Raw genomic sequence first — 21,958 nt, 5'->3', positions numbered from 1 at the left:
CACAGTGGAATATCCGCATCCGCGGAAGCGCCGTCCGGGTGAACTTTTCAGCCGTGGATGCGCCCGGTGAGTTCCGCGAGCCGCTGGCCGCCGCCGCCCCACCGCAGCGCGATGATCTCGGCCGCGATCGACACCGCCGTCTCCTCGGGCGTGCGGGCGCCGAGGTCGAGGCCGATCGGCGACGACAGCCGCTCCAGCTCCCCCTCGGTGATCCCGGCCTCGCGCAGGCGGGAGAACCGGTCGTCGTGCGTCTTGCGGGAGCCCATCGCGCCGACGTAACCGACCTCCAGGCGCAGCGCGACCTCCAGCAGCGGGACGTCGAACTTGGGGTCGTGGGTCAGCACCGCGATCGCCGTGCGCTGGTCGATCCGGCCCGCGTCGGCCTCGGCGGTCAGGTAGCGGTGCGGCCAGTCGACGACGACCTCGTGCGCGTCCGGGAAGCGGCTGCTGGTGGCGAACACCGGCCGCGCGTCGCACACCGTGACCTGGTAACCGAGGTAGGCGCCCATGCGCGCCATCGCGGCGGCGAAGTCGATCGCGCCGAACACCAGCAGGCGGGGCGGCGGCTCGAAGGAGTTGACGAACACCGCCATCCCCTCGCCACGGCGCTGCCCGTCCGGGCCGTAGTGCAGGGTGCCGGTGCGGCCGCTGGCCAGCAGGCCACGCGCGTCGTCGGCCACCGCGTCGTCCATCCGCGAGGAGCCCAGCGAGCCTTCGGTGCGGTCCGGCCAGACGATCATGTGCTCGCCGACCAGGCCCTCGTGCTCGTGTTCGATGACCGTGACGACCGCGACCGGCTCACCGCCGCGCACGGACGCGACCACGTCGCCGAGCTCCGGCATCGACTCCCTGTCGACGTGCTCGACGTAGATGTCGATGATCCCGCCGCAGGTCAGGCCCACCGCGAACGCGTCGTCGTCGGTGACGCCGTACCGCTGCAGCACCGGCTTGCGCTCGGCGACGACCTCCTGCGCGAGCTCGTAGACCGCGCCTTCGACGCAGCCACCGGACACGCTGCCGGCGACGGTGCCGTCGGCGGCGACGACCATGGCCGCGCCGGGCGCGCGCGGCGCCGACGAGAAGGTGGCGACCACAGTGCCGAGCCCGACGGTTTCGCCCGCCGACCAGCGGCGGAACACGTCGTCCAGTACGTCACGCATCGGAAATCTCCCGGAGCAGTCGTTCCAAGGTGGCCAGGGTGTGCCCGGCCAGCAGCCGGTCGATGTGGGGCAGTGCGGCCACGATGCCCGACTGGACCGGAGCGTACCCCGCACGCCCGGCGTGCGGATTCACCCAGAATACGGCGTGCGCGAGCCGGCGCAGGTGGGCGAGCTGCTCGCCGAGCAGGCTGGTGTCGCCGCGTTCCCAGCCGTCGGAGAACACCGTGACGACCGCGCCGCGGGCCACCCCGCGCCGTCCCCAGCGGTTCAGGAAGGCTTGCAGCGTCTCGCCGAGCCGGGTGCCGCCGGCGAAGTCCGGCACCGCCGAACCCGCCGCGAGCATCGCGTGTTCGGGGTCGCGCTGACGCAGCTGGCGCGACACCCGCGTCAGCCGCGTGCCCAGCGTGAACACCTCGACGGACTGGGGCGCGGACCGCGTCAGGACGTGGGCGAACCGCAGCAGGGCGTCGGCGTACGGGCTCATCGAACCGGAGACGTCGATGAGCAGCACCACTCGCCGCGGCCGGCGGCCCCGGCGGACGTACGCGAGCTTCAGGGGTTCGCCGCCGCTGGCGAGCATCGCGCGCAAGGTCCGGGAGGGGTCCAGGCGGCCGCGCCTTGACGGGGTCTTGCGCGAAGCCGGGCGTCTCGGGGGTGCCGGGCGCAGGGTCGCGAGCAGCTCGCGGAGGTGTTCGCGTTCGGCGGTGGTCAGCTCGGCGAGGTCGCGGTGGCGCAGCACCTCCTGGGCGCTCGCGGCGACTTTCAGCTGGTCACGACCTTCGCCACCCTCGGCGTCACCCCCGTCGGCGTCGACGAGCGGCGCGATCCGCGCCTGCTTCGGCGCGGCGGCCTTGGCCCGCTGCGGCGTGGACGTTTCGATCGAAAACCACCGGCTGAACGCCTCTTCGTAACACGGGAGGTCGTCAGGGCTCGAACACAGGGTCAGCCGTCCGGCCCAGTAGAGCTGCGTGGGCTCGGAGACGTCGATTTCGCCGACGGCCGTCAGGTAGGCCTGCACGCGGTGCGCGTCGCAGGCGACACCGGCTTCGCGCAAGGCGGCGGCGAACCCGGCGTACCCGGCGACGGGATCGGCGGCGGTGGTCATCTTCCCATTGTGCGCCTTCTCGGTGTCCCGGCGAGGAGTCGAACCTCGGACCTCGGCATTCGTAGTGCCGCGCTCTGTCCAGCTGAGCTACCGGGACGGGGGCGGTCTGCGCACACGCCCCTCCCCGGGCAGGCGCAGACCGCGCTCTTCGCGGCGACCGACCCGAGGTAGCGAGGGGTGGGCGCGAAGAGCCTTCGGAAAGAATTCAGCGAAGGGCACGGGAGATCGTGCCACGGCACTTCCGGCGTTCGGTCACGATCTCCTCCTTTCGGTCCGGCTGTTCGGTGGTGAAAGAAGAATGCCGGACCGGGCGCGGCGCGGCAACGCATTTAACGCACGCCGCCCCGACAGTCCTTTGTGGACTACCGGGGCGGTGTGCGGTCGTGGTTCAGGAGGCCTTGATGCCGGGGGTGATCGGCGCGCAGCCGCGCAGGCCCGCCGTTTTGTTGAGCTCCAGCACCGGCGGCAGCGTTTTCTGCGCGTAAGCCTGCAGTTCCGCGAGTTTCGCGGCGTCGGCGTGGTCGCGGCGGACGTGGAAACTGACCCAGTTGCGCGAGTCGACGGTCTGGTCGCCGGTCGGCTGGTTCACGAAGATCGTTTCGTAGTCGCTGGTGAAGCGCGGGTCCTGGTCGAACTGCAGCGTCGTGATCCACGAGCCGATGAACGTGATCAGCTCCGGCTTGGCCTGGGTGAACACGTAGTCGCGCAGGCCGGCCATGTCGGCTTCGTGCAGGTAGTCGGCGATCGGCTTGTCCCCGAGCCCGGCCAGGTCGAGCACGCGGATGCGGCTGCCCAGCGACGTGCCGCCGAGGTCGATGAGCCCGACCTGCGCGGTGTCGGGCAGCTTCAGGATGTCCGCGAAACCGTTGATGGTCCGCGCGTCCCGCTCGGCGACGATGCACATCGCGGTCTTGACGTTGGCGCGGTACTGCGTGCCCTGCTGGTAGAGCCCGTTCAGCGAGCTGACCAGCCCGACCACGAGCAGGCAGGCCAGCACGATCCGGCCGCGGAGCCGGGTCGCGGCGAGCGCCTCGACGACGACCACCGCGCCGCCGAACGCGCCGAGCGTCCACACCGGGGTGGCGAACCGCAGCTGCCCCATCCAGTCGTACTCGAGCACGACGAACGCGACGACGGTGAGCCCGAACGGCACGAGCAGCGCGATCAGCCCCGTGCGCAGCCCCGACGGGCGGACCAGCAGCAGCACCAGGCACGCGACGGCGACCGCGACGACCAGCCAGCCCACGTAGTCGACGATCTGCCCGGGCGCGGCGAGGTCGTCGAGAGTCGGCGGCTCCTGCCCCTTCGCGACGGCGGTGTTGGGCACCAGCCGGCCGAACTCGAACCAGCGGAAGACGACGTAAGCGCCGTACGGCACGGCGAACCCGGCGACGGAGGTGAGCACGGCGCGGACGCTGCGGCCGAGCACGTCCCGCTTGAGGAACAGCAGGACGGTGATCGGGTACGCGCCGGCGTAGATGATCCCGTCCGGCCGGGTCAGCGCGGCCAGCATGGCGATCAGGCCGGTGCCGGCGGCGACCTGGTAGCTCAGCAGCCGGCCGCTCTGCACCGCCCGCAGGGTCACGACGGCGAGCGCGGCGACGGTCAGCGCGTAGAACGAGTTCTCCAGCCCGGAGAAGCACCAGATCACGAACGACGGGATCGCGGCGAGCGTGGCGCCGGCGAGGAAGGTGATCAGCGCCGGGCGGCGGCTGAGCGTCTTCGCGCCGAAGTAGAAGAAGACGAGCACGCCGAGGCAGCAGGCGAGGGCAAGCGCTTTCGGGAAGAGGATCTGGTCGGAGATGCCGAACAGCGTGCCGTGGTCGAACAGGCCGACCAGCTTGCCCAGCGCCAGCAGGATCATCCAGGTGGGGTTGGAGTACCCCTCGACCGGCGAGGCGCCGGGCTGCAGCACCGGGCCGAAGCCGTCGGCGACGTTGCGCGAGTAGGCGAAGGTGATGGCCGCGTCGTCGATCAGCCAGTTGCCGTAGAGCGAGGCGTGTACGGCGATCAGCGCGGTGCCCCCGAGGACCGCGGCCACGGCGGCGAGCTTGCCGCGCCACCCCGGCCGGGTCGCCACCGGAGCCGGTCGGCCCTCATCCGGGGCCGGCTCGGCCAGTGGCCTGGCCTCGGTCGTTTCCGCCACGCTCATTCCGCAGGTCCTCCCCCGCCTTCGGTGGTTCCCCGGACCGGCCGGTCACGCGCGCTCACGTCACGCTCACGCGAACAAGGCGTCGAGTTTCGCCCGGACCCGGTCGAGGTCTTCGCTGTACTTCAGCACCGCGCCGAGCGTCCGCGCCGCCGATGCCGCGTCCAGCTCGTCTCGCTGTAGAGCCATCAGGGCCTTCGCCCAATCGAGTGACTCCGCTACTCCCGGTGGCTTCAGCAGGTCCATTTGGCGGAGCCGTTGCACCGCTTCAGCCACCTGCCGAGCAAGGAGTTCACCTATTCGCGGGATCCTACGGCGCAGGATCGTGACCTCCCGAACCAGGTCCGGGTGTTCCAGCCAGTGGTAGAGACAGCGGCGCTTGAGCGCGTCGTGCACCTCGCGGGTCCGGTTGGAGGTCAACACCACCAGCGGCGGCACTTCGGCGCGGACCTCGCCGTACTCGGGGATGGTGACGGCGTGCTCGTCGAGCAGCTGCAGCAGGAAGGCCTCGAACTCGTCGTCGGCCCGGTCGATCTCGTCGACGAGCAGCACGCACGGCGTGGTGATGAGGGCCTGCAGCAGCGGCCGGGCCAGCAGGAACCGCTCGGTGTAGAGCGACCGTTCGGCGGCCTCGACGTCGACGACACCGTCGTTGGCTGCCTCGAGGGCCCGCAGGTGCAGCAGCTGCCGAGGGAAGTCCCATTCGTAGAGCGCTTGGGCGGCGTCGATGCCCTCGTGGCACTGGAGCCGGATGAGCGGCCGGTCGAGAGCGGTGGCGAGCGCCAGGGCGAGCGAGGTCTTGCCGGTGCCGGGTTCGCCTTCGCAGAAGAGCGGACGCCCCATCCGCAGAGCGAGGAACCCGGCGGTCGCAAGCCCGTCATCGGCGAGATAGCCGGTCGCGTCGAGGGCAGCGGCGAGTTCTTCAGGCGAGTCGGTCACGGAGTCGATCGTAGGCGGAGGGTGCGGTCGTTGCCGGGGTGTGGTTGAGGGAGTTGGGGCGGGTGGTGAAGGTGGGAGGTGGTGAGGTGGGCGGCTGGCGGCCCGGTGGCGGGCGGCGCGGTGGCCGGGCCCCGCTCGGCACGCGGGCGGCCGGCGCCGGGCTGACCGTCGGCCAGCTGGCCGACGGCGCAGTGGCTGAGGCGCGACGGCCGGCGGCGGTGAGCACCCTGCGCGACGGCGCTCGGCGGCGAACTGTCCGTGGCCAGTTGGCTGAGCCTGGTGGCTGAGGCGCGGCGGCCGGTGATGGAGCGGCCGGTGGTGAGCGGCCGAGGTGGGCGGCGACGGAGCCGGTAGTCAGGTGGTCGGTGGCGGGGTGGGTGGTGTTGAGGCCGGGAGGTCGGCGCGGCGGTCGACGTCGCGGCCGCTGCCCAGGTCGGCGCACTCGATGAGGGTGAGGTCGGTGCGGGCGGCCAGCCAGTCGCGGGCGCCGCGGTCGCCTTGGGCGGATTCGGCGATCTCCTGCCACCAGTGGCGGCCGAGCAGCACCGGGTGGCCGGGTACGCCCTCGTAGGCCGCTCGGGCGACGGTTTTGGTGGTCGCGTCGGCGGCGACCCGGGTCAGGATCTCCGGGCCGACCCAGGGCAGGTCGACCAAGTGGACCAGGGCCGCTTCCGGGCCGTCGGTTTCGGTGAGGGCGGCCAGGCCTGTTTTGAGGGAGGCGCCCATGCCGCTCGCCCAGTCCTCGGCTTCCACTGCTTGGGCGGGGTCGGGCAGGAGTGCCCGGACTTCGTCGGCGGCCGCGCCGAGGACGACCCGGATCGGGTCGCAGCCTGCGGCGGTGAGGGTTCGGAGGGCTCGGAGCACGAGCGGTTCACCGTCGAGTTCGGCGAGCGCCTTGGGACCACCGAAGCGACGGCCGGCTCCGGCGGCCAGGAGGAGACCGGCGACTGGGCGACGAGTGGGCCGAGTCATGGGCGCACCTGCGCCGCCGGGGAGAGTGCGGGCTCCGCTCGCCGGAATCGCACTGAGGCGGGGTGCGGGGCTTCGCCCCTCGCCGGCTCAGCCATGGGCTCGGCTCGGGGCGCCTACGGCCAGGTCTGCCTCGATCGCACGGGCCGTCTCCAGCAGGGGTGGGACCAGGTCCTCCCTTACCGAGTCCGCCGTTGTGCGGCTGGCGTGCGTGGACAAGTTCACCGCCGCCACTACCCGGCCCTTGCGGTCGTGGATCGGGGCTGCCACCGAACGGAGACCTTCCTCCAGCTCCTGGTCGACCATGGCCCAGCCCTGGCCGGTCACTGTTGCCAGTTCCGTTCGGAGGCCGTCCGGGGACGTGACCGTGCGGTCGGTCAGGCGGTCGAGCCTTGCCACCACCAGGTACGCCTCCAGCTCTGCCTTGCTCAGCCCGGCCAGCAGCACGTGACCCATCGATGTCGCGTACGCCGGGAAGCGGGTGCCCACGTTGATGCTCACCGTCATGATTCGGGAGACCGCCACGCGCGCCACGTAGACGATGTCCGTTCCCTCCAGGACCGAGACCGAGCTCGACTCGTGGACGTCCGCGGACAGGTGCTCCAGGTGCGGCTGCGCCACCTCGGGCAGCGTCATGCTCGACAAGTACGCGTACCCCAGCTCCAGCACCCTTGCCGTGAGCGAGAAGTACTTGCCGTCCGTGCGGACGTACCCCAGATCCGCCAGCGTCAGCAGGAAGCGGCGCGCCGCCGCTCGGGTGAGGCCCGTTGCGCGGGCTACGTCGCTCAGGGTCAGCTCTGCCGCGCCCGCGTGGAACGCCTTGATCACGGCCAGACCGCGCTCCAGCGACTGCACGTGGTGGGCGCCTCGGTGCGCCGGCTCGCTGTTCAGCTCGGCTTCGATGCGCCTCCCCGTGTCCATTCCCGGCACCCTATCCGGCGTCGGCCGGCAGGGCGGTCGGCTCGCCGAGCTCGGCCAGGGTGCGCTGCGCGATGGCGAACGCCGCGTTCGCCGCCGGCGCGCCCGCGTAGACCGCCGTGTGCAGGAGGACCTCGCCGATCTCCGCCGCCGTGAGGCCGTTGCGGACCGCCGCGCGGACGTGCATCGCCAGCTCGTTGTGCGCCTGCAGCGCGGTCAGCGCCGCCAGTGTGACGCAGCTGCGCGTGCGCCGGTCCAGGCCGTCGCGGGACCACACCGAACCCCACGCGCCTTCGGTGATGTAGTCCTGGAACGGGCGGCTGAAGTCCGTGGTGCCCGCGACAGCGCGGTCGACGTGCTCGTCGCCGAGCACCTCGCGCCGGACCTTCATGCCCTGTTCGTGCCGGTCTTCGCTCACAGCGTCTCCAGATGCCCGAGGATTAGCCTGGTGAACTCTTCGGGCCGCTCGTAGTTGCCCAGGTGCGCGGCGTCCGGGACGACCTCCAGCCGCGCGCCCGGGATGCCCGCCGCGATCAGGTCGGCGTGGCCCTCCGGCGGGGTGACCGGGTCGTCGGCCCCCGCGATGACCAGGGTGGGCGCGGTGATCTTCGGCAGCACGTCGAGCAGGTCCATCCGCTCGATCGCGCCGCAGCAGGCCGCGTAGCCCTCGGGCGGGACGGCGGTGATCATCGAGCGCAGGTACGCGGCGCGGTCCGGGTGCCGCTCGGCGTAGCCCGGGGTCAGCCAGCGGCCGACGCCGGCCGCGGCCACCGCGCCGGTGCCGTTCTCGCGGACCGTGCGGGCCCGGTCGACCCACATCTGCGGCGGACCGAGCTTCGCCGATGTGCAGCAGAGCACCAAGCTCGCGACCCGGTCCGGCGCGTGGACGCCGAGCCACATCCCCGTCATCGCGCCGAGCGACAGGCCCACGAGGTGTGCCTGCGTGACCTCGAGCTCGTCGAGCATCGCCAGGACGTCGGCGCCCAGGTCTTCGAGGTCGTAGGGCGCCGGCGGCACCGGCGAGGCGCCGTGCCCGCGGGTGTCGTACCGCACCACCCGGAAACCCCGCTCCAGCAGCGGGACCACCTGCGGCTCCCACATCCGGACGTCGCTGCCGAGCGACCCGCCCAGGACCACCACCGGCCCGTCTTCGGGCCCTTCGACAACCCGGTGCACCTGCACGGCAGCCACGCCCTCGCCTCCGTTCGCGCTTGTCATACCCGGAAGAACACGGTTTCACCGTCACCCTGGAGCCGCACGTCGAAGCGGTAACCGTCGTCGGTCTTCGCCGCGATCAGCGTGGCTCGGCGCTCCGCCGGGACGGTCGCCAGCACCGGGTCTTCGGAGTTGTCCTGGTCTTCGAAGTAGATCCGCGTGACGACCCGGTTGAGCAGGCCGCGCGCGAACACCGACACGTCGATGTGCCGGGCCTGCCTGGTGCCGCCCCCGCCGGGCAGCGCGCCCGGCAGCAGCGTGAGGATCCCGTACGTGCCGTCGGTGGTCGTCGGGCAGCGGCCGAAGCCGCGGAACTCGCCGGACGCCTCGCCGCGCGGGTCGTCCGGGTGGCGGAAGCCGCCGTCCGGGTCGGCCTGCCAGGTCTCGATCATGGCGTCCGGGATCGGGTCGCCGTTGCCGTCGCGCACGATGCCGCGGATCCAGAACGCGCCGGGGGTGCCCTCGGGCACGACGTACGGGCCGTCGGGCCAGGGCAGGCCGATCGACAGGTACGGGCCGACGGTCTGCGAAGGGGTGGGCAGCAGCTTGGGCATCAGTCGTCGTCCTCCTCTTCCTCTTCGAACACCGACGCCTCGCGCCCGCGCAGGACGATGTCGAACTCGAACCCCAGCGCCCATTCGGACTGCGTGATCCCGTGGTCGTAACGCGAGACCATCCGCTGCCGGGCCTTCTCGTCCGGGATGGAGTTGAAGATCGGGTCCTGGGAGAACAGCGGGTCGTCCGGGAAGTACATCTGGGTGACCAGCCGCTGGGTGAACGCCGAGCCGAACACCGAGAAGTGGATGTGCGCGGGGCGCCAGGCGTTGTCGTGGTTCTTCCACGGGTACGCGCCGGGCTTGATGGTGGTGAAGGTGTAGCGGCCGTAGCTGTCGGTCAGCGTGCGCCCGAGGCCGTCGAAGTTCGGGTCGAGCGGGGACGGCCAGCGGTCGCCGGTGTGCCGGTAGCGGCCGCCCGCGTTCGCCTGCCAGATCTCGACGAGCGAGTCGCGCACCGGGCGGCCGTCGCCGTCGAGCAGCCGGCCGGTGACGATGATCCGCTGGCCCTGCGGCTCCCCCGCGTGCTGCCGGGTGAGGTCGTTGTCGAGCTCGCCGAGACGGCCGGGGCCGAGCAGCGGGCCGGTGACCTCGGTGAGCATCTGCGGGAGGAGCACCAGCTCCTGCGTCGGGTGCCGCAACGCCGTGGAGCGGTAGCCGCTGAAGTCCAGGGGCGGGTGGGTGCCTTCGGGGTCTTCCCCGTAGCGGGGCAGCCTCAGTTCGGTCGGGGTAGCCACGGCGCCTCCCTCAGCGGCCTTCGAGGACGACGGCCAGGCCCTGGCCGACGCCGATGCAGATGGCGGCGAGTCCCCAGCCCCCGCCGCGGCGGTGCAGGTCGTGCGCCAGCGTGCCGAGGATCCGGCCGCCGGACGCGCCGAGCGGGTGGCCGATCGCGATCGCGCCGCCGTGGGTGTTGACGATCTCCGTGTCGAGGTCCTTCCAGTCGCGCAGGCACGCCAGTGACTGGGCGGCGAAGGCTTCGTTGAGCTCGACGGCGGCCAGGTCGTCCCAGCCGATGCCTGCGCGCTCCAGCGCGATCTCCGCGGCGCGCACCGGTCCGATGCCGAAGACGTCCGGGTCGACACCCGCGGCGCCGCGCCCGGCGATCCGGGCGAGCGGGGTGGCGTTGAGCCGGCCGGCGGTGGCCTCGTCGCCGAGGAGCAGGGCCGAGGCGCCGTCGTTCAGCGGGGAGGCGTTGCCCGCGGTGACGGTGCCGTTCTCCTTGCGGAAGGCGGGCTTCAGCTTGGCCAGCTTTTCGGGACTGGAGTCGGGCCGGATGCCTTCGTCGCGGGCCAGCTCGACTCCCTCGACGGGGACGACCATGTCGTCGTAGAAGCCTTCGTCCCAGGCCTTGGCCGCGTTGACGTGGCTGCGCGCGGCGAAGGCGTCCTGCTCGTCACGGCCGATGCCGTAGCGCTCGGCGAGCTGCTCGGTGGACTCGCCGAGGGAGACGGTCCACTGCGACGGCATCGCCGGGTTGACCATGCGCCAGCCGAGCGCGGTGTTGTACAGGGTCTGGTTGCCGGCCGGGAAGGCCTTCTCCGGCTTCGGCATGACCAGCGGTGAGCGGGTCATCGACTCGACCCCGCCGGCGACGACGAGCGAGGCGTCGCCGACCTGGATGGCGCGGCTGGCCTGCATCACCGCGTCGAGGCCGGAGCCGCAGAGGCGGTTGACGGTGTTGCCCGGGACGCTGGTGGGCCAGCCGGCGAGGAGGGCGGCCATGCGGGCGACGTTGCGGTTGTCCTCACCGGCGCCGTTCGCGTCACCGAGGGTGACCTCGTCCACTGTGGACGGATCGAGGTCGTGCCGCCGCTGGAGGGCTTTGAGGACACCCGCGGCCAGGTCGTCCGGGCGGACGCCGGCGAGGGCGCCGCCGTAGCGGCCGAAGGGGGTGCGGATCGCGTCGAGGACGTAAACGTCGGTCATGCCTTCTCCAGGTCTCGGAGCAGGGTCAGCTCCTGGTCGGTGGGGGCCGGGGTGGTCTTGAGGTCGTCCGCCACCTTCAGTTTCCACCCCGTCGCCTTGATCGCCTGGTCGAGCTCCACGCCGGGGTGGAGCTCGGTCAGCGTCAGCTCGGCGGTCTCCGGGTCGGGGCGCATCAGGCCGAGGTCGGTGACGACCAGCGTCGGGCCTTGGCCGGGGAGGCCGAGCTTCTCGCGGTCGCCCTTGCCCGTTCCGTGGCCGAAGGACGTCACGAAGTCGACCTTTTCGACGAACGCGCGGGGGCTCTGGCGCAGGACGATGAAGACCTCACCACAGGAGGCCGCGATCTCGGGGGCGCCGCCCGCGCCGGGGAGGCGGACCTTCGGGTCGTGGTAGTCCGAGCCGATCACGGTTGTGTTGATGTTGCCGAACTTGTCCAGCTGGGCGGCGCCGAGGAAGCCGACGTCGATGCGGCCGGGCTGGAGCCAGTAGTTGAACACCTCGGGGACGCTGACCACGGCGTCGGCGGTGTCGGCCAGCTCGCCGTCGCCGATGGACAGCGGGAGGCGGGACGGCTTCGCGCCCAGGCAGCCGGACTCGTAGATCAGCGTGAGGTTGGGGGCGTGCGCGCGGCGGGCGAGGTTGGCCGCCTTGCTCGGGAGGCCGATGCCGACGAAGCAGGACATGCCGTCGCCGAGGGCGCGGGCCGCTGCGACGCTCATCATCTCGTCGGCCGTGTAGTCGGTGGTCATGCCTTCGCCTCCGCGGTGTGGCGGGGTTTGCCGGTGCTGTGGGGGTTTGGGGTGATGGGGGCCGCCGGCCGGGTGAGGGCTGGGGCTGCCGGGGGTGAGGCGGGGCCGGGCGAGGCTTTGCGGCTGTTGCCGGCCGCAGCGATTCGGATCGAGTCGGCGGGCACCGCCTCGGGGCGAGAGGCGGTGGCCGGTCGGGCGGGGGTGAGGGCTGCCAGGCGTGAGGCGGAGCCGGGCGTGGCCTCGCGGAGGTTGGAGACCGCGACAGCGCGGGTCGGGCGCGCGGGCGCCACCTCGGGGGAGGGCGCGATGGCCGGTCGCCCGGAAGCGCGGGTGGGGACCAGGCGTGCCCGACGCAAAGTGAAGCCGGACGAGGCCTCACGACGGTCGGAGGCCGCAACCATGCGGGCCGGGGTGGGGGTGCTCCGGCCGGTGGTCGCTGGCTCGGGGAAGGAGGCAGCGGCCACCGGCCCTTGGGGGGAGCCGGGTTCTTGGGTGGCTTGGGTCATGCCGTCACGCCCGTCAGGTCGCTCAGCCACTTCGTGAACTCCTCGCGGTCGCGGCCGATCTCGTCCCAGGCCTGGTACGCCGCGTTGTCGCGCTCGTAGTAACCCGCTGCGTACGACGGCTTTGCGCCGCCCGGGACCTCGGCCACCGCTGATACCACCCACGACGGGAGGATCACCGCGCCTGGGCGGGGCTCCAGCTCGTCGACGATCTCCTCGACCGTGATGATCGAACGCTTGGCCGCCAGGACCGCTTCCTTCTGGACTCCCGTGATGCCCCACATCTGGACGTTGCCCTCGCGGTCGGCGCGTTGGGCGTGGACGATCGTGACGTCCGGGTTCAGGGCCGGGACCGCCGTCAGGCGCTCGCCGGTGAAGGGGCACGTGATCGGCTTGATCGTCTCCGTCTGGGCCGGCAGGTCCGTGCCCGTGTAGCCGCGCAGCACCGCGAACGGCAGGCCGGACGCGCCCGCCACGTAGCGGTTCGCCATGCCCGCGTGGCTGTGTTCCTCGATCTCCAGCGGCACCGGCCAGTCGTGCTGGACCGCGTCGCGGAACCGGTGCAACGAGCCGACGCCGGGGTTGCCGCCCCACGAGAAGATCAGCTTGCGGGCGCAGCCCGCGCCGATCAGCTGGTCGTACACGATGTCCGGCGTCATCCGCACCAAGGTGAGATCCCGGCGCCGCTGCCGGATGATCTCCTGCCCCGCCGCGACCGGGATGAGGTGCGTGAAGCCCTCGAGCGCGACGGTGTCCCCGTCACGCACCAGCCGGGCCACGGCCTCCTCCAGCGACAGCAGCTCCGCCATCACACGCTCCCCACTGTTCGCATCACGCACACTCGTTCTGCCAGCGAACATAGCACGGTCGCCGGGGCGGGGACCAGGTGTCTTCCGCCCAATGGATGACGCACGCACGACGAAGGGGACTTTCTTCGCCGTTCGCGCGAAGAAAGTCCCCTTCGAGACCGGAAGATCAGCCGATGCGGACCAGCCGCGAGCCGTGCGCGGGCACGGCGGAAGCGGTCCAGGAGCCCCGGGACCGGCCGAGGTCCGCCCGTGCGACCAGGTCACGCACCGGCTGCGCGCCCCGGACACCCAACGCCGAGAAGTCCACCGTGATGTCCGCGGGCGCCGGACCCAGGTTGTAGACCGCCGCGTACCAGCGGCCGTCCGGGGCGCGCTTCTTCCACACCTGGAGGTTCCCGCCGGTCACCTGGCTCGCGTACGACCCGGCCTGGTCGACCCGGATGACCTCGGGGTTCGTCAGGATCGACACCGCGGACGCGTCCAGGAAGTAGATGTCGCCCCCGACGTACAGCGGCGACGAGGCCATCGACCAGAACGTCATCACGCTCTGCCGCTCGACGTCGGAGATGCCGTCCTGGATGCCGCTGCCGGTGTTGTTGCTGATCGGCATCGAGTCGAGGTCCGGCCGGAACCGCGGCCCGAACACCCCCTGCCACCCGGGCAGGTCCGCCCACCGCGCCTTCACCGAGCTGTCCCAGGTGGACACCGTGTCGCAGTAACACTCGACGTCGGTGTTCACGCGGACGCCGTTCGCGTAGGGCGCGAGAGCGGGCCCGGCGGCCCGCGGCACCGGCCACGCGCTCGCCGTCAGCCACATCGGCCGTCGTGAGTGGTCGATGGCCTTCGACCAGGCGGCGATGTCGGCGACGTTGTCCGCGGTTGTGCCGTCGACCTTGACGAAGTCGACGCCCCAGGACGCGAACCGCGCCACGATCGAGTCGTAGTACTTCTGCGCGCACGGCTTCGAGAAGTCGACCTTCCAGTTGCCGCCCCAGCCGTTGGACGGCGTCAGCGGCCGGTACACGATGTCCTGCGCGTGGCACGACGTCCCGAGGATCGGCGCGTTCTTGTCGTAGACCTCCTTCTCGAGGCCCGTCACCGAATACAGGCCCAGCTTCAGCCCGAGCGAATGCACGTAAGAAGCCAACGCGGGAATCCCGGACGGGAACCGCCCCGGGTCCGGCGCCGGGATGCCGTTGACGTCGGTGTGGAACACCCACGACAGGTCCGCGTTCCAGCCCGAATCGATGTTGACGTAGGCGTACCCAGCGGACTTGAGCTTCGACGCCAGCGCGTCGGCCGCGTCGCGGACGTGCGACTCGTTCAGCCACGAAGTGCCGTAACCCGCGCGGGTCGACGACTCGAGGCTCCAGCTGCTCCAGCCCATGAACGGCTTGACGAACGGCGTCCGCGCGTCGGCGGCGGGCACCAGGAAGGACAGAAAACCGAGCACAGCGAGAAACACGGAAAGGACGCGCTTCATCGGGACACTCCTCGGTGGGGGAAGGGGGACCTACTCCTTGAGCCCGCTCGCGGCGATCCCGCTGACGATGAACCGCTGGGCGACCAGGAACATCGCGACCAGCGGCGCGATGGTGACCAGAGCACCGGCGAACAGCGCCGGCAGGTTGACCGACTGCGCGGTCAGGAACGTCGAAAGCGCGATCTGCGCGGTCCACGACGACGGGTCCTGCCCGATCACCAGCGGCCACAGGAACGCGTTCCAGCTTTCGATGAACATCAGCGCGCCGAGCGACGCGAGCATGCTCCCCGAGTTGGGCAGCACCAGCCGCCGGTAGACGCCGAGGTAGCCGAGGCCGTCGAGCCGCCCGGCCTCCTCGATCTCGGCGGGGAACCGCAGGTAGAAGTTGCGGAAGAGGATCACGGTGAACGCGCTGAAGAGGTTCGGCGCGATGATCCCCCACTCCGTGTTGACCCCGCCCATCGAGCCGACGACGACGAACGTCGGCACGAACGTCACCGACTGCGGGATCATCAGCGTGACCAGCACGTACGTGAACACCGCGCGGCGTCCCGGGACGGTGATCCGGGCCAGCGCGTACCCCGCCATCGACCCGAACAGCGTGCCGACCGGCGCGGTCACGACCGCGACCAGGAACGAGTTCCAGAGCGAGTGGGCCATCGGCACCGACGCGTCGGCGAACAGCTCGCCGAAGTTCACCCACGACAGCGGGTCCGGCAGCCACGACCAGTCCGGCGAGCTGACCTGCTGGCGTGTCATGAGCGCGTTGCGCAGCATGATGTAGAACGGCAGCAGGAAGATCACCGACAGCACCGTGGCCAGGACGTACTTCGGCGCCTTCCGGACGCGGGGGGCGGCGAGGACGGCCATCAGTCCTTCTTCCCGAAGCCGACGAACCGGCCCTGCAGCAGGGTGATCACCACGATGAGCACGGTCAGCAGGAACGCCCCCGCCGAGCCGACGCCGTAGTTCTGGTCGCCGAGCGCGGAGTCGTACAGGTAGACGAGCGGCGGCTTCACCGGCGCGGTCGCGGTGCCGGAAAGCCCGGTGCCGAACAGGTTGTAGAACTCGTCGAACGCCTGGAACGCGGCGATGAGGATCAGCAGCAGCACCGCGACCGACGTGTTCCGCAGCTGCGGCAGCGTGATGTACCGGAACGCCTGCCACTTGGTCGTGCCGTCCAGCTCGCCTGCCTCGTACAGCGACGGCGAGATCGCCTTCAGCCCGGCGAGGAACAGGATCATGTACAGCCCGACCTGCAGCCACAGCCGCAGCGTCACGACCGCGACCCAGTACACCGGCGGGCTCGTCTCCGACAGCCACGGCACCGGCTCGGCGCCGAACAGCCCTCCGAGCACGTTCGCGACGCCGGAGGGCAGGCCGTTGAACAGCGCCATCTTCCACACCAGCGCCGCGACGACGTAGGACACCGCGGCCGGGATGAGGAACACCGTCCGGAAGAACGCCTTGCCCCGCTTGATGCTGTTGATCAGCACCGCGAGGCCGAGCGAAGCGACGAAGGTGATCGGCACGATGAACACGGTGAACACCGCGATCGTCGACAGCGACGTCAGGAAGGCGTCGTCGCCGAGCAGGAACGCGTAGTTGTCGAAGCCGATCCAGTTCCCGAGGCTGATCGTGCCGCGCGCGTCGTTGAAGCTGAGCAGGAAGCTCCACGCGATCGCGACGTACTTGAACAGCCCCAGCCCGAGCACCACCGGCCCGGTCAGGACCGCGAACGCGCCGATCGCGCGCCAGTCCCGGCGTCGGCGACGCTTCTTCGCCGCCGACGCGGGGACTGCCGGCGCCTCCATCAAGGCCGTCATGCCAGCTGCTTGTCGACTTCGGCCTGGGCCTTCTTCGCCGCGTCGCCGAGCTCGGCGGCCGGGTCGGCCTGCCCGTTCGCGATCCTCGTCGCGGCCTGCAGGAACAGCGTCGCCGACGCCTTGTTCCACAGCCCCGAGTACGACTTGCCGTTCTGCTGCGAGATCGTCACGGCGTCCTTGGCCGCGCCGCTGGAGAACTCGGTGGTCTGCGCGGCGACCGGCTTGCGGGCCGGGATGTGGAAGCCGTACTTGACACACCAGTCCTTCTGCAGGTCGGCGTTCTTGATCCACAGCCAGTCGATGAACTGCTTCACAGCATCCAGGTGAGCGGACTTCGCGTTGGCCAGCTGGTACCAGCCGCCGACGCGCGCGACCTGCTTGCCCGCGTCGCCGAACTTCGGCCACGGGACCACGCCGAAGTCGTCACCCAGCGCCTTCTTGATGTCCGGCAGCGACCACAGGCCGCCCCACTGCATCGCGGTCGCGTTGTTGGCGAACGCGCCGGGGTCGGACCAGTCGGTCGGGTACCCCTGGAGCAGGCCGCCGGTGTCGTGCAGCTGCTTGAGCCCGGCGATCGCGGCGACGGCCTCGGGCGAGGAGAACGCGACCTTCTTGCCGCTGCTGTCGAAGAAGTCCGCGCCGGACGACCAGAGCAGCAGCGTCGCGGCCTCGCCGACGCCGTCGGTGCCGACGTACAGGCCCTTCTGCTTGCCGGTGTTCAGCCTCTTCGTGGCGTCGAGCAGCTCGGCGAACGTCTGCGGCGGCTGCACACCCGCGGCCTGCAGCGCGCTCTTGCGGTAGTACAGCATCATGACGTCGTCGATCATCTTGACGCCGTAGATCTTGTTGTCCACCGTCACGGTGTCCAGCGCGGCCGGGCTGAAGTCCGCCTTGGCCGGCGCGATGACGTCGTCGAGCGGCGCGAGCAGGCCGTTCTTGACGTTCTGGTACCGGAAGTCGCCCAGCTCGAACAGGTCGGGTGCCTGCGCGGTGAGCATCGCCGAGTTGAGCTTGGTCTCGTAGTCGCCGGCGATCCAGCTGACGTTGATCGCGATGTCCGGGTTGGCCTTGGTGAACTCCTGCGCGTACCGCTGGACCGCTTGCTGCGTCCCGGATTCGCCGTACGCGTGGTACCACTGCTGCAACGTGACCTTCGCGACGGAAGCGGCGCCCGCGTTCTTGTTCAGCGGATCGCTCGTGCAGCCCGCGAGTGCGGCGCCACCGGCGAAGAGGACGGACCCGACCAGGAAGCTTCGGCGGTTCATGGGGCTCACAACGGACTCCTTAGACGCTCTCGGCGACAAAAAGACTTTGGATGGCGACGGCGGCCGCGCCCCGCGCCCACTCCTCGAACGGCAGCGGCCGGATCACCAGGCCGCAGCGGGCGGCGCTGCCGAACGCCTGGACCGCGAAGGTCCGGCGGATCTGGTCTTCGAACAGGTCGTAGGTGGCGACGCCTTCCCCGGAGACGACCACCCGCTCCGGGCCGAACAGGTTGACCAGCGCGGCCAGGCCGAGCCCGATCGCGTGCCCCGCCCCGGCGAAGACCCCGCGCAGCGGTTCGTCGCCGCCACGGGCGCGCAGCACCGCGTCTTCCATGGTCAGCGCGGGTTCGCCGGAGACCGTCCTGGCCCGCGTGAGGATCGCTTCGGTGGACGCGATCGCCTCGACACAACCCCGGCCGCCGCAGTGGCAGGCCGGGCCGTCGTCGGCGACCGGGACGTGCCCGATCTCGCCCGCGACACCGTGCGCGCCGCGGACCAGGTCGCCGTTGACGACGAGTGCGCTGCCGATGCCCGTACCCACCGTGACCAGCGCGAACGATGACGCGCCGACCCCCTCGCCGAACCACTGCTCGGCGACGGCGAGGGCCTTGACGTCGTTCTCGAGCGTCGCGGTGAGCCCGGTGGCGTCTTCCAGCAGGGATGCCAGCGGGACGTCCCGCCAGCCGAGGAACGGCGAATACCGGACGACGCCGGACGCGCGGTCGACGTCACCGGACACCGCGACGCCGAGGCAGTAGGCGCGTTCCCGGAGATTGCTGGTGCCGTCCGGGGTCGGACCGGCCAGCAGCTCGCCGACGAGGTCGGCCAGCGCGCGGACGACGTGGTCGACGTCGTGGCCGGTCAGCGGGTGGTGGGCGCTGGCGCGGACGTCGGCGCGCAGGTCGGTGACCACGCCGATCAGGTCGTCGCCGGTGATCTTGACACCGACGAAGTACTCGCGGTCCGGGCGGATGGCCAGGGGGTTCGCGGGACGGCCGGCGCCGGGGGTGGTCCGGCCTTCGGAGGCGAGCTCCTCGAGGTAACCGGCGTCGATGAACGGCCGGGCCGCCTTGGTGACCGCGGCCGAGGAGAGCCCGGTGCGGCGGGCGACGTCGACGCGGGAGACCGGCCCCTCGGTCAGGACCGTGGTGAAGACGGTCGCTGCCGCGGGACTGGTGATCGGCGCCCTTGCCGGTGCACTGCGAGGCATGGCCGGAAGGGTAGGCAGGATTAATTAACTTCGTCAAGAATTTATTTTTTGGCTGGTCATCCCTACGCTCAGGTCCATGTCGCTCGTGGAACACGACCCCGCGCACCGGCTGTGGCTGCTGCGCACCCCCGAGAGCTCGTACGCCTTCCGGCTCGACTCCGACGACCGGCCGCGGCACGTGCACTGGGGGCCGCCGCTGACGCTGGCGCAGGCCGGGCAGGTCGCCGCGCGGCGCAACCCGGCCGACAGCAGCTTCGACGAGCCGGGCGACGAACGGCTCGAGCTGCCGGCCGAGGGCGGCGCGTTCTTCGGCGTCGCGGCGCTGGCCGTGCGCTACGCGGACGGGACGTCGGCGCTGGAGTGGCGTTACGACGGCTACGCGCTCGAAGACGGCGCTCTGGTCGTGCGGCTCGCGGACCGGCACTACCCGCTCGAGCTTTCGCTGCACTACCGCGTCCGCGGCGAAGTCCTCGAGCGGTGGACGACCCTGCGCAACACCGGGGACGAGCCGGTCTCCTTGCTGCGCACGGATTCCGCGTCGTGGACACTCCCCCGGCGCGACGGCGCGCGGCTGAGCCGGACGTCCGGCGCGTGGAGTGCCGAGCACGGCGTGCTGCGCGAACCGCTGCCGGTCGGGGAAACCACGCTGACCAGCCGTCGTGGGGTGTCGAGCCACCAGGTCGACCCGTGGGTGATGCTCGACGCGGGCGACGCGACCGAGACGTCCGGCGAGGTGTGGTCGAGCGCGCTCGCGTGGAGCGGGAGCTGGCGGATCACCGTCGAGCGGACGCACACCGGGCGCGTCACGTGGACCGGCGGGTTCGGGCACGAGAACGTCGGCTGGCGGCTGGAACCCGGGGAAACATGGGAGACGCCGGTGTTCGCCGGGCTCTACGCGGCCGACGGCTTCGGCGGCACGAGCCGGCGCTGGCACGCCTACGTCCGCGAGTTCGTCCAGCCGCATCCCGAGGAGCTGCGGCCGATCGTCTACAACTCGTGGGAGGCGACCGGCTGGGACGTCGACGAAACCACCGAGACGTCCCTGGCCGACGCCGCGGCGAAGCTCGGCGTCGAGCTGTTCGTCATGGACGACGGCTGGTTCGGCGCCCGCACCGGCGACACCGCCGGGCTCGGCGACTGGACCGCCAACGAGCAGCGCTTCCCGGCGGGGCTCGGGCCGCTCGTCGACGCCGTCCACGCGCACGGCATGAAGTTCGGGCTGTGGGTCGAGCCGGAGATGGTCAACCCGGACAGTGACCTCTACCGCGCACACCCGGACTGGGTGCTGCACATGGCCCACCGCTCGCGGACGACGTTGCGCAACCAGCTCGTGCTGAACTTCGCGCGCCCGGACGTCGCCGGCTGGGCGCACAAGTGGCTCGACCGGCTGGTCGGCGAGCACGGCGTCGACTACCTCAAGTGGGACATGAACCGCGCGTTCACCGAGGCGGGCTGGCCCTCGAGCGACGATCCCGGACGGCTCTGGGTCGACCACGTCCGCGCCGTCTACACGATTTTCGACCGGCTGCGGGCCGACCACCCCGGCCTGCGGATCCAGGGCTGCGCGGGTGGCGGCGGACGCACGGACCTGGGAATCCTCGCGCGGACCGACGAGATCTGGGCGTCCGACAACACCGACGCCGCCGACCGGATCGGCATCCAGCACGGGTACGGGCAGCTCTACCCCGCCGGCACGATGTCGGCTTGGGTGACCGACAGCCCGAACCCGACAACCGGCCGGGAGGCGCCGCTGCGCTTCCGGTTCCACGTCGCGATGGCCGGTGTGCTCGGTCTCGGCGGCGACCTGCCGCGGTGGAGCGCCGCCGAGCTCGACGAAGCGACGGCGCTCGTCGCGCTGTACAAGGAGATCCGGCCGGTCGTGCAGCACGGCGTCCAGTACCGGCTGGCGGACCCGGCGACCGCCGCGCTGACCGCGGTCCAGTACGTGCTGGGCGACTCCGTGGTCGTGTTCTTCTGGCGGCGGCCCACGGAGTTCGCGCGCCCGTTCACCCCGCCGCGGCTCGCCGGGCTGGACCCTTCGGCGCGGTACCGCGACCAGGACGGCGTCGAGCACCACGGCGCGGTGCTGCTGAGCCACGGGCTCGACGTCGAGCTGCCCGGGAGCGGCTACGCGAGCGCGGTGGTGCGGCTGACCAGGGCCTGAATACCCACGCCGACCGGCGTCACCAGGACGGGTGAGGCGCATTGACTTTTCACGAGGCGTCCGGCGAATGTGAAAGTCCTTCACTTCGCCGCTCGCCAACGGAGGCAGCATGCGCCGGCGCCTGTTCACTCTCCTCGCCGTGCCCGCCATCGCCGCGCTCGCCTTCGCCGCTCCGGCGTCGGCGAGCACCAGCTACCACGAGTACGTGGCGCTGGGCGATTCGTGGACCGCCGACGTCTTCGTCACCTTCCCGCCCACCACCGAGTTCACCCCGCTCGACTGCGCCCAGTCCACATCGGACTACCCGCACGAGGTCGCGGGCGCGCTCGGCGTCGAAACCTTCCGCGACGCCAGCTGCGGCGGCGCCGCGACACCCGACTTCACGCAGCCGCAGAAGCTGCCGCTCGGCGGCACGAACCCGCCGCAGTTCGACCGGCTGACGACGGCCACCGACCTGGTGACCGTCGGGATCGGCGGCAACGACATCGGGCTCGCCTCAGCCGTGACGAAGTGCCTCAACCTGCTGCCGATCAGCACCTGCAAGGCCAAGTTCACCGCCGGCGGCGTCGACCAGCTGGAAAACGCCGTCGCGGCGAGCGAGCCCAAGGTCGCGAACGCGCTGCAGGGGATCCACGAGCGCTCGCCGCACGCGCGGGTCCTGCTGGTGAACTACCTCGCCGGGCTGCCCGCGAGCGGCAAGGGGTGCTGGCCGGTGATCCCGGTCGCCGACGGCGACATCGCGTACCTGCAGGCGAAGTTCCTGCAGATGAACGCCATGCTCGCGCGGGTCGCCGCGGCCAACGGCGCCGAGCTCGTCGACACCTACACCCCGACCGTCGGCCACGACGCGTGCCAGGCGCCCACCGTGCGCTACGCCGAAGGCCTGATCCCGATCTCGGCGAGCAACCCGCTCCTGCTCGCGTTCCCCTTCCACCCCAACGGCGCGGGCGCGGCGGCGCAGTCGGAGATCGTCCTGGCGGCGGTCCGGCGGGGCTGAACTGTCGGTGCCGT

At 71.3% G+C, this 21,958-nt stretch carries 21 protein-coding genes and 1 tRNA gene; 3 read left to right on the top strand and 19 right to left on the bottom strand.

The features are described 5' to 3' along the window. Window positions 1–47: 47 nt before the first annotated feature. From ACZ61C_RS26605 to ACZ61C_RS26585, 5 genes are all read right to left on the bottom strand, one after another. Window positions 48–1,160: an XdhC family protein gene (locus ACZ61C_RS26605; protein ID WP_465310536.1), complete on the bottom strand. Its 1,113-nt coding sequence runs from the start codon at window positions 1,158–1,160 to the stop codon at window positions 48–50. Then, on the bottom strand, window positions 1,153–2,265 hold the full coding sequence (locus tag ACZ61C_RS26600) for a vWA domain-containing protein (protein WP_465310535.1): 1,113 nt from the start codon (window positions 2,263–2,265) through the stop codon (window positions 1,153–1,155). Before ACZ61C_RS26600 ends, ACZ61C_RS26605 begins: the two co-directional genes overlap by 8 nt. Before the next feature lie 23 nt (window positions 2,266–2,288). After that, window positions 2,289–2,362, bottom strand: a tRNA-Arg gene (locus ACZ61C_RS26595). Window positions 2,363–2,653: 291 nt separating this feature from the next. Then, entirely contained in the window at window positions 2,654–4,417 is a 1,764-nt protein-coding gene (locus ACZ61C_RS26590) for a hypothetical protein (protein WP_465310534.1), read from the bottom strand. A gap of 66 nt (window positions 4,418–4,483) precedes the next feature. After that, entirely contained in the window at window positions 4,484–5,353 is an 870-nt protein-coding gene (locus ACZ61C_RS26585; protein WP_465310533.1) for an AAA family ATPase, read from the bottom strand. A 62-nt stretch (window positions 5,354–5,415) separates the two neighbouring features. Here ACZ61C_RS26585 and ACZ61C_RS26580 point away from each other — a divergent pair, with 62 nt between their 5' ends. Next, complete coding sequence (locus ACZ61C_RS26580) at window positions 5,416–5,640, top strand: hypothetical protein (protein ID WP_465310532.1); 225 nt, start codon at window positions 5,416–5,418, stop codon at window positions 5,638–5,640. 67 nt (window positions 5,641–5,707) lie between these two features. On the opposite strand, the gene ACZ61C_RS26575 is transcribed toward ACZ61C_RS26580, so the two are convergent. The 14 genes from ACZ61C_RS26575 to ACZ61C_RS26510 all read right to left on the bottom strand — a co-directional run bounded on the left by ACZ61C_RS26575 (window position 5,708) and on the right by ACZ61C_RS26510 (window position 18,783). After that, window positions 5,708–6,325, bottom strand: coding sequence for a nucleotidyltransferase family protein (locus tag ACZ61C_RS26575; RefSeq protein ID WP_465310531.1), 618 nt, complete (start codon window positions 6,323–6,325; stop codon window positions 5,708–5,710). 87 nt (window positions 6,326–6,412) lie between these two features. After that, entirely contained in the window at window positions 6,413–7,243 is an 831-nt protein-coding gene (locus ACZ61C_RS26570; protein WP_465310530.1) for an IclR family transcriptional regulator domain-containing protein, read from the bottom strand. Window positions 7,244–7,253: 10 nt separating this feature from the next. Next, window positions 7,254–7,658, bottom strand: a complete 405-nt coding sequence (gene pcaC / locus ACZ61C_RS26565; protein WP_465310529.1) for a 4-carboxymuconolactone decarboxylase — start codon at window positions 7,656–7,658, stop codon at window positions 7,254–7,256. Continuing rightward, a complete protein-coding gene (gene pcaD, locus ACZ61C_RS26560) occupies window positions 7,655–8,431 on the bottom strand; it encodes a 3-oxoadipate enol-lactonase (RefSeq protein ID WP_465310528.1) in 777 nt (258 codons plus the stop codon). Before pcaD ends, pcaC begins: the two co-directional genes overlap by 4 nt. Before the next feature lie 23 nt (window positions 8,432–8,454). After that, a complete protein-coding gene (pcaG, locus tag ACZ61C_RS26555) occupies window positions 8,455–9,009 on the bottom strand; it encodes a protocatechuate 3,4-dioxygenase subunit alpha (RefSeq protein ID WP_465310527.1) in 555 nt (184 codons plus the stop codon). Beyond that, window positions 9,009–9,746 (bottom strand): protocatechuate 3,4-dioxygenase subunit beta, encoded by a 738-nt coding sequence (pcaH, locus tag ACZ61C_RS26550; RefSeq protein WP_465310526.1) that lies wholly within the window; start codon window positions 9,744–9,746, stop codon window positions 9,009–9,011. The genes pcaG and pcaH overlap by 1 nt, the downstream gene beginning before the upstream one ends. 10 nt (window positions 9,747–9,756) lie before the next feature. Continuing rightward, window positions 9,757–10,938 carry a thiolase family protein gene (locus ACZ61C_RS26545; RefSeq protein WP_465310525.1) on the bottom strand — a complete coding sequence of 394 codons (1,182 nt, stop codon included), beginning with the start codon at window positions 10,936–10,938 and terminating at the stop codon, window positions 9,757–9,759. Then, window positions 10,935–11,687 (bottom strand): CoA-transferase subunit beta, encoded by a 753-nt coding sequence (locus ACZ61C_RS26540; RefSeq protein ID WP_465310524.1) that lies wholly within the window; start codon window positions 11,685–11,687, stop codon window positions 10,935–10,937. The genes ACZ61C_RS26545 and ACZ61C_RS26540 overlap by 4 nt, the downstream gene beginning before the upstream one ends. A gap of 502 nt (window positions 11,688–12,189) precedes the next feature. After that, window positions 12,190–12,999, bottom strand: coding sequence for a CoA transferase subunit A (locus ACZ61C_RS26535; RefSeq protein ID WP_465310523.1), 810 nt, complete (start codon window positions 12,997–12,999; stop codon window positions 12,190–12,192). 166 nt (window positions 13,000–13,165) lie between these two features. After that, window positions 13,166–14,482 (bottom strand): glycoside hydrolase family 27 protein, encoded by a 1,317-nt coding sequence (locus ACZ61C_RS26530; protein ID WP_465310522.1) that lies wholly within the window; start codon window positions 14,480–14,482, stop codon window positions 13,166–13,168. Window positions 14,483–14,512: 30 nt separating this feature from the next. Beyond that, entirely contained in the window at window positions 14,513–15,352 is an 840-nt protein-coding gene (locus ACZ61C_RS26525; protein WP_465310521.1) for a carbohydrate ABC transporter permease, read from the bottom strand. After that, the gene (locus ACZ61C_RS26520) at window positions 15,352–16,308 is read right to left on the bottom strand and encodes a carbohydrate ABC transporter permease (RefSeq protein ID WP_465310520.1); all 957 of its coding nucleotides are present in this window, start codon (window positions 16,306–16,308) and stop codon (window positions 15,352–15,354) included. The genes ACZ61C_RS26525 and ACZ61C_RS26520 overlap by 1 nt, the downstream gene beginning before the upstream one ends. Further along, window positions 16,305–17,573, bottom strand: coding sequence for an ABC transporter substrate-binding protein (locus ACZ61C_RS26515; RefSeq protein ID WP_465310735.1), 1,269 nt, complete (start codon window positions 17,571–17,573; stop codon window positions 16,305–16,307). Before ACZ61C_RS26515 ends, ACZ61C_RS26520 begins: the two co-directional genes overlap by 4 nt. Window positions 17,574–17,592: 19 nt before the next feature. Beyond that, window positions 17,593–18,783, bottom strand: coding sequence for an ROK family protein (locus ACZ61C_RS26510; protein ID WP_465310519.1), 1,191 nt, complete (start codon window positions 18,781–18,783; stop codon window positions 17,593–17,595). A gap of 76 nt (window positions 18,784–18,859) precedes the next feature. Between ACZ61C_RS26510 and ACZ61C_RS26505 the strand changes: the two genes are divergently transcribed. Together ACZ61C_RS26505 and ACZ61C_RS26500 are read left to right on the top strand one after the other, a co-directional pair. Continuing rightward, window positions 18,860–20,947, top strand: coding sequence for an alpha-galactosidase (locus ACZ61C_RS26505; protein WP_465310518.1), 2,088 nt, complete (start codon window positions 18,860–18,862; stop codon window positions 20,945–20,947). Between the two features lie 109 nt (window positions 20,948–21,056). Further along, window positions 21,057–21,944 carry an SGNH/GDSL hydrolase family protein gene (locus ACZ61C_RS26500; protein WP_465310517.1) on the top strand — a complete coding sequence of 296 codons (888 nt, stop codon included), beginning with the start codon at window positions 21,057–21,059 and terminating at the stop codon, window positions 21,942–21,944. Window positions 21,945–21,958 lie beyond the last annotated feature (14 nt).

Source organism: Amycolatopsis sp. NPDC104587 (assembly GCF_055583645.1).
This window is presented reverse-complemented; position numbering and strand designations above follow the sequence as displayed.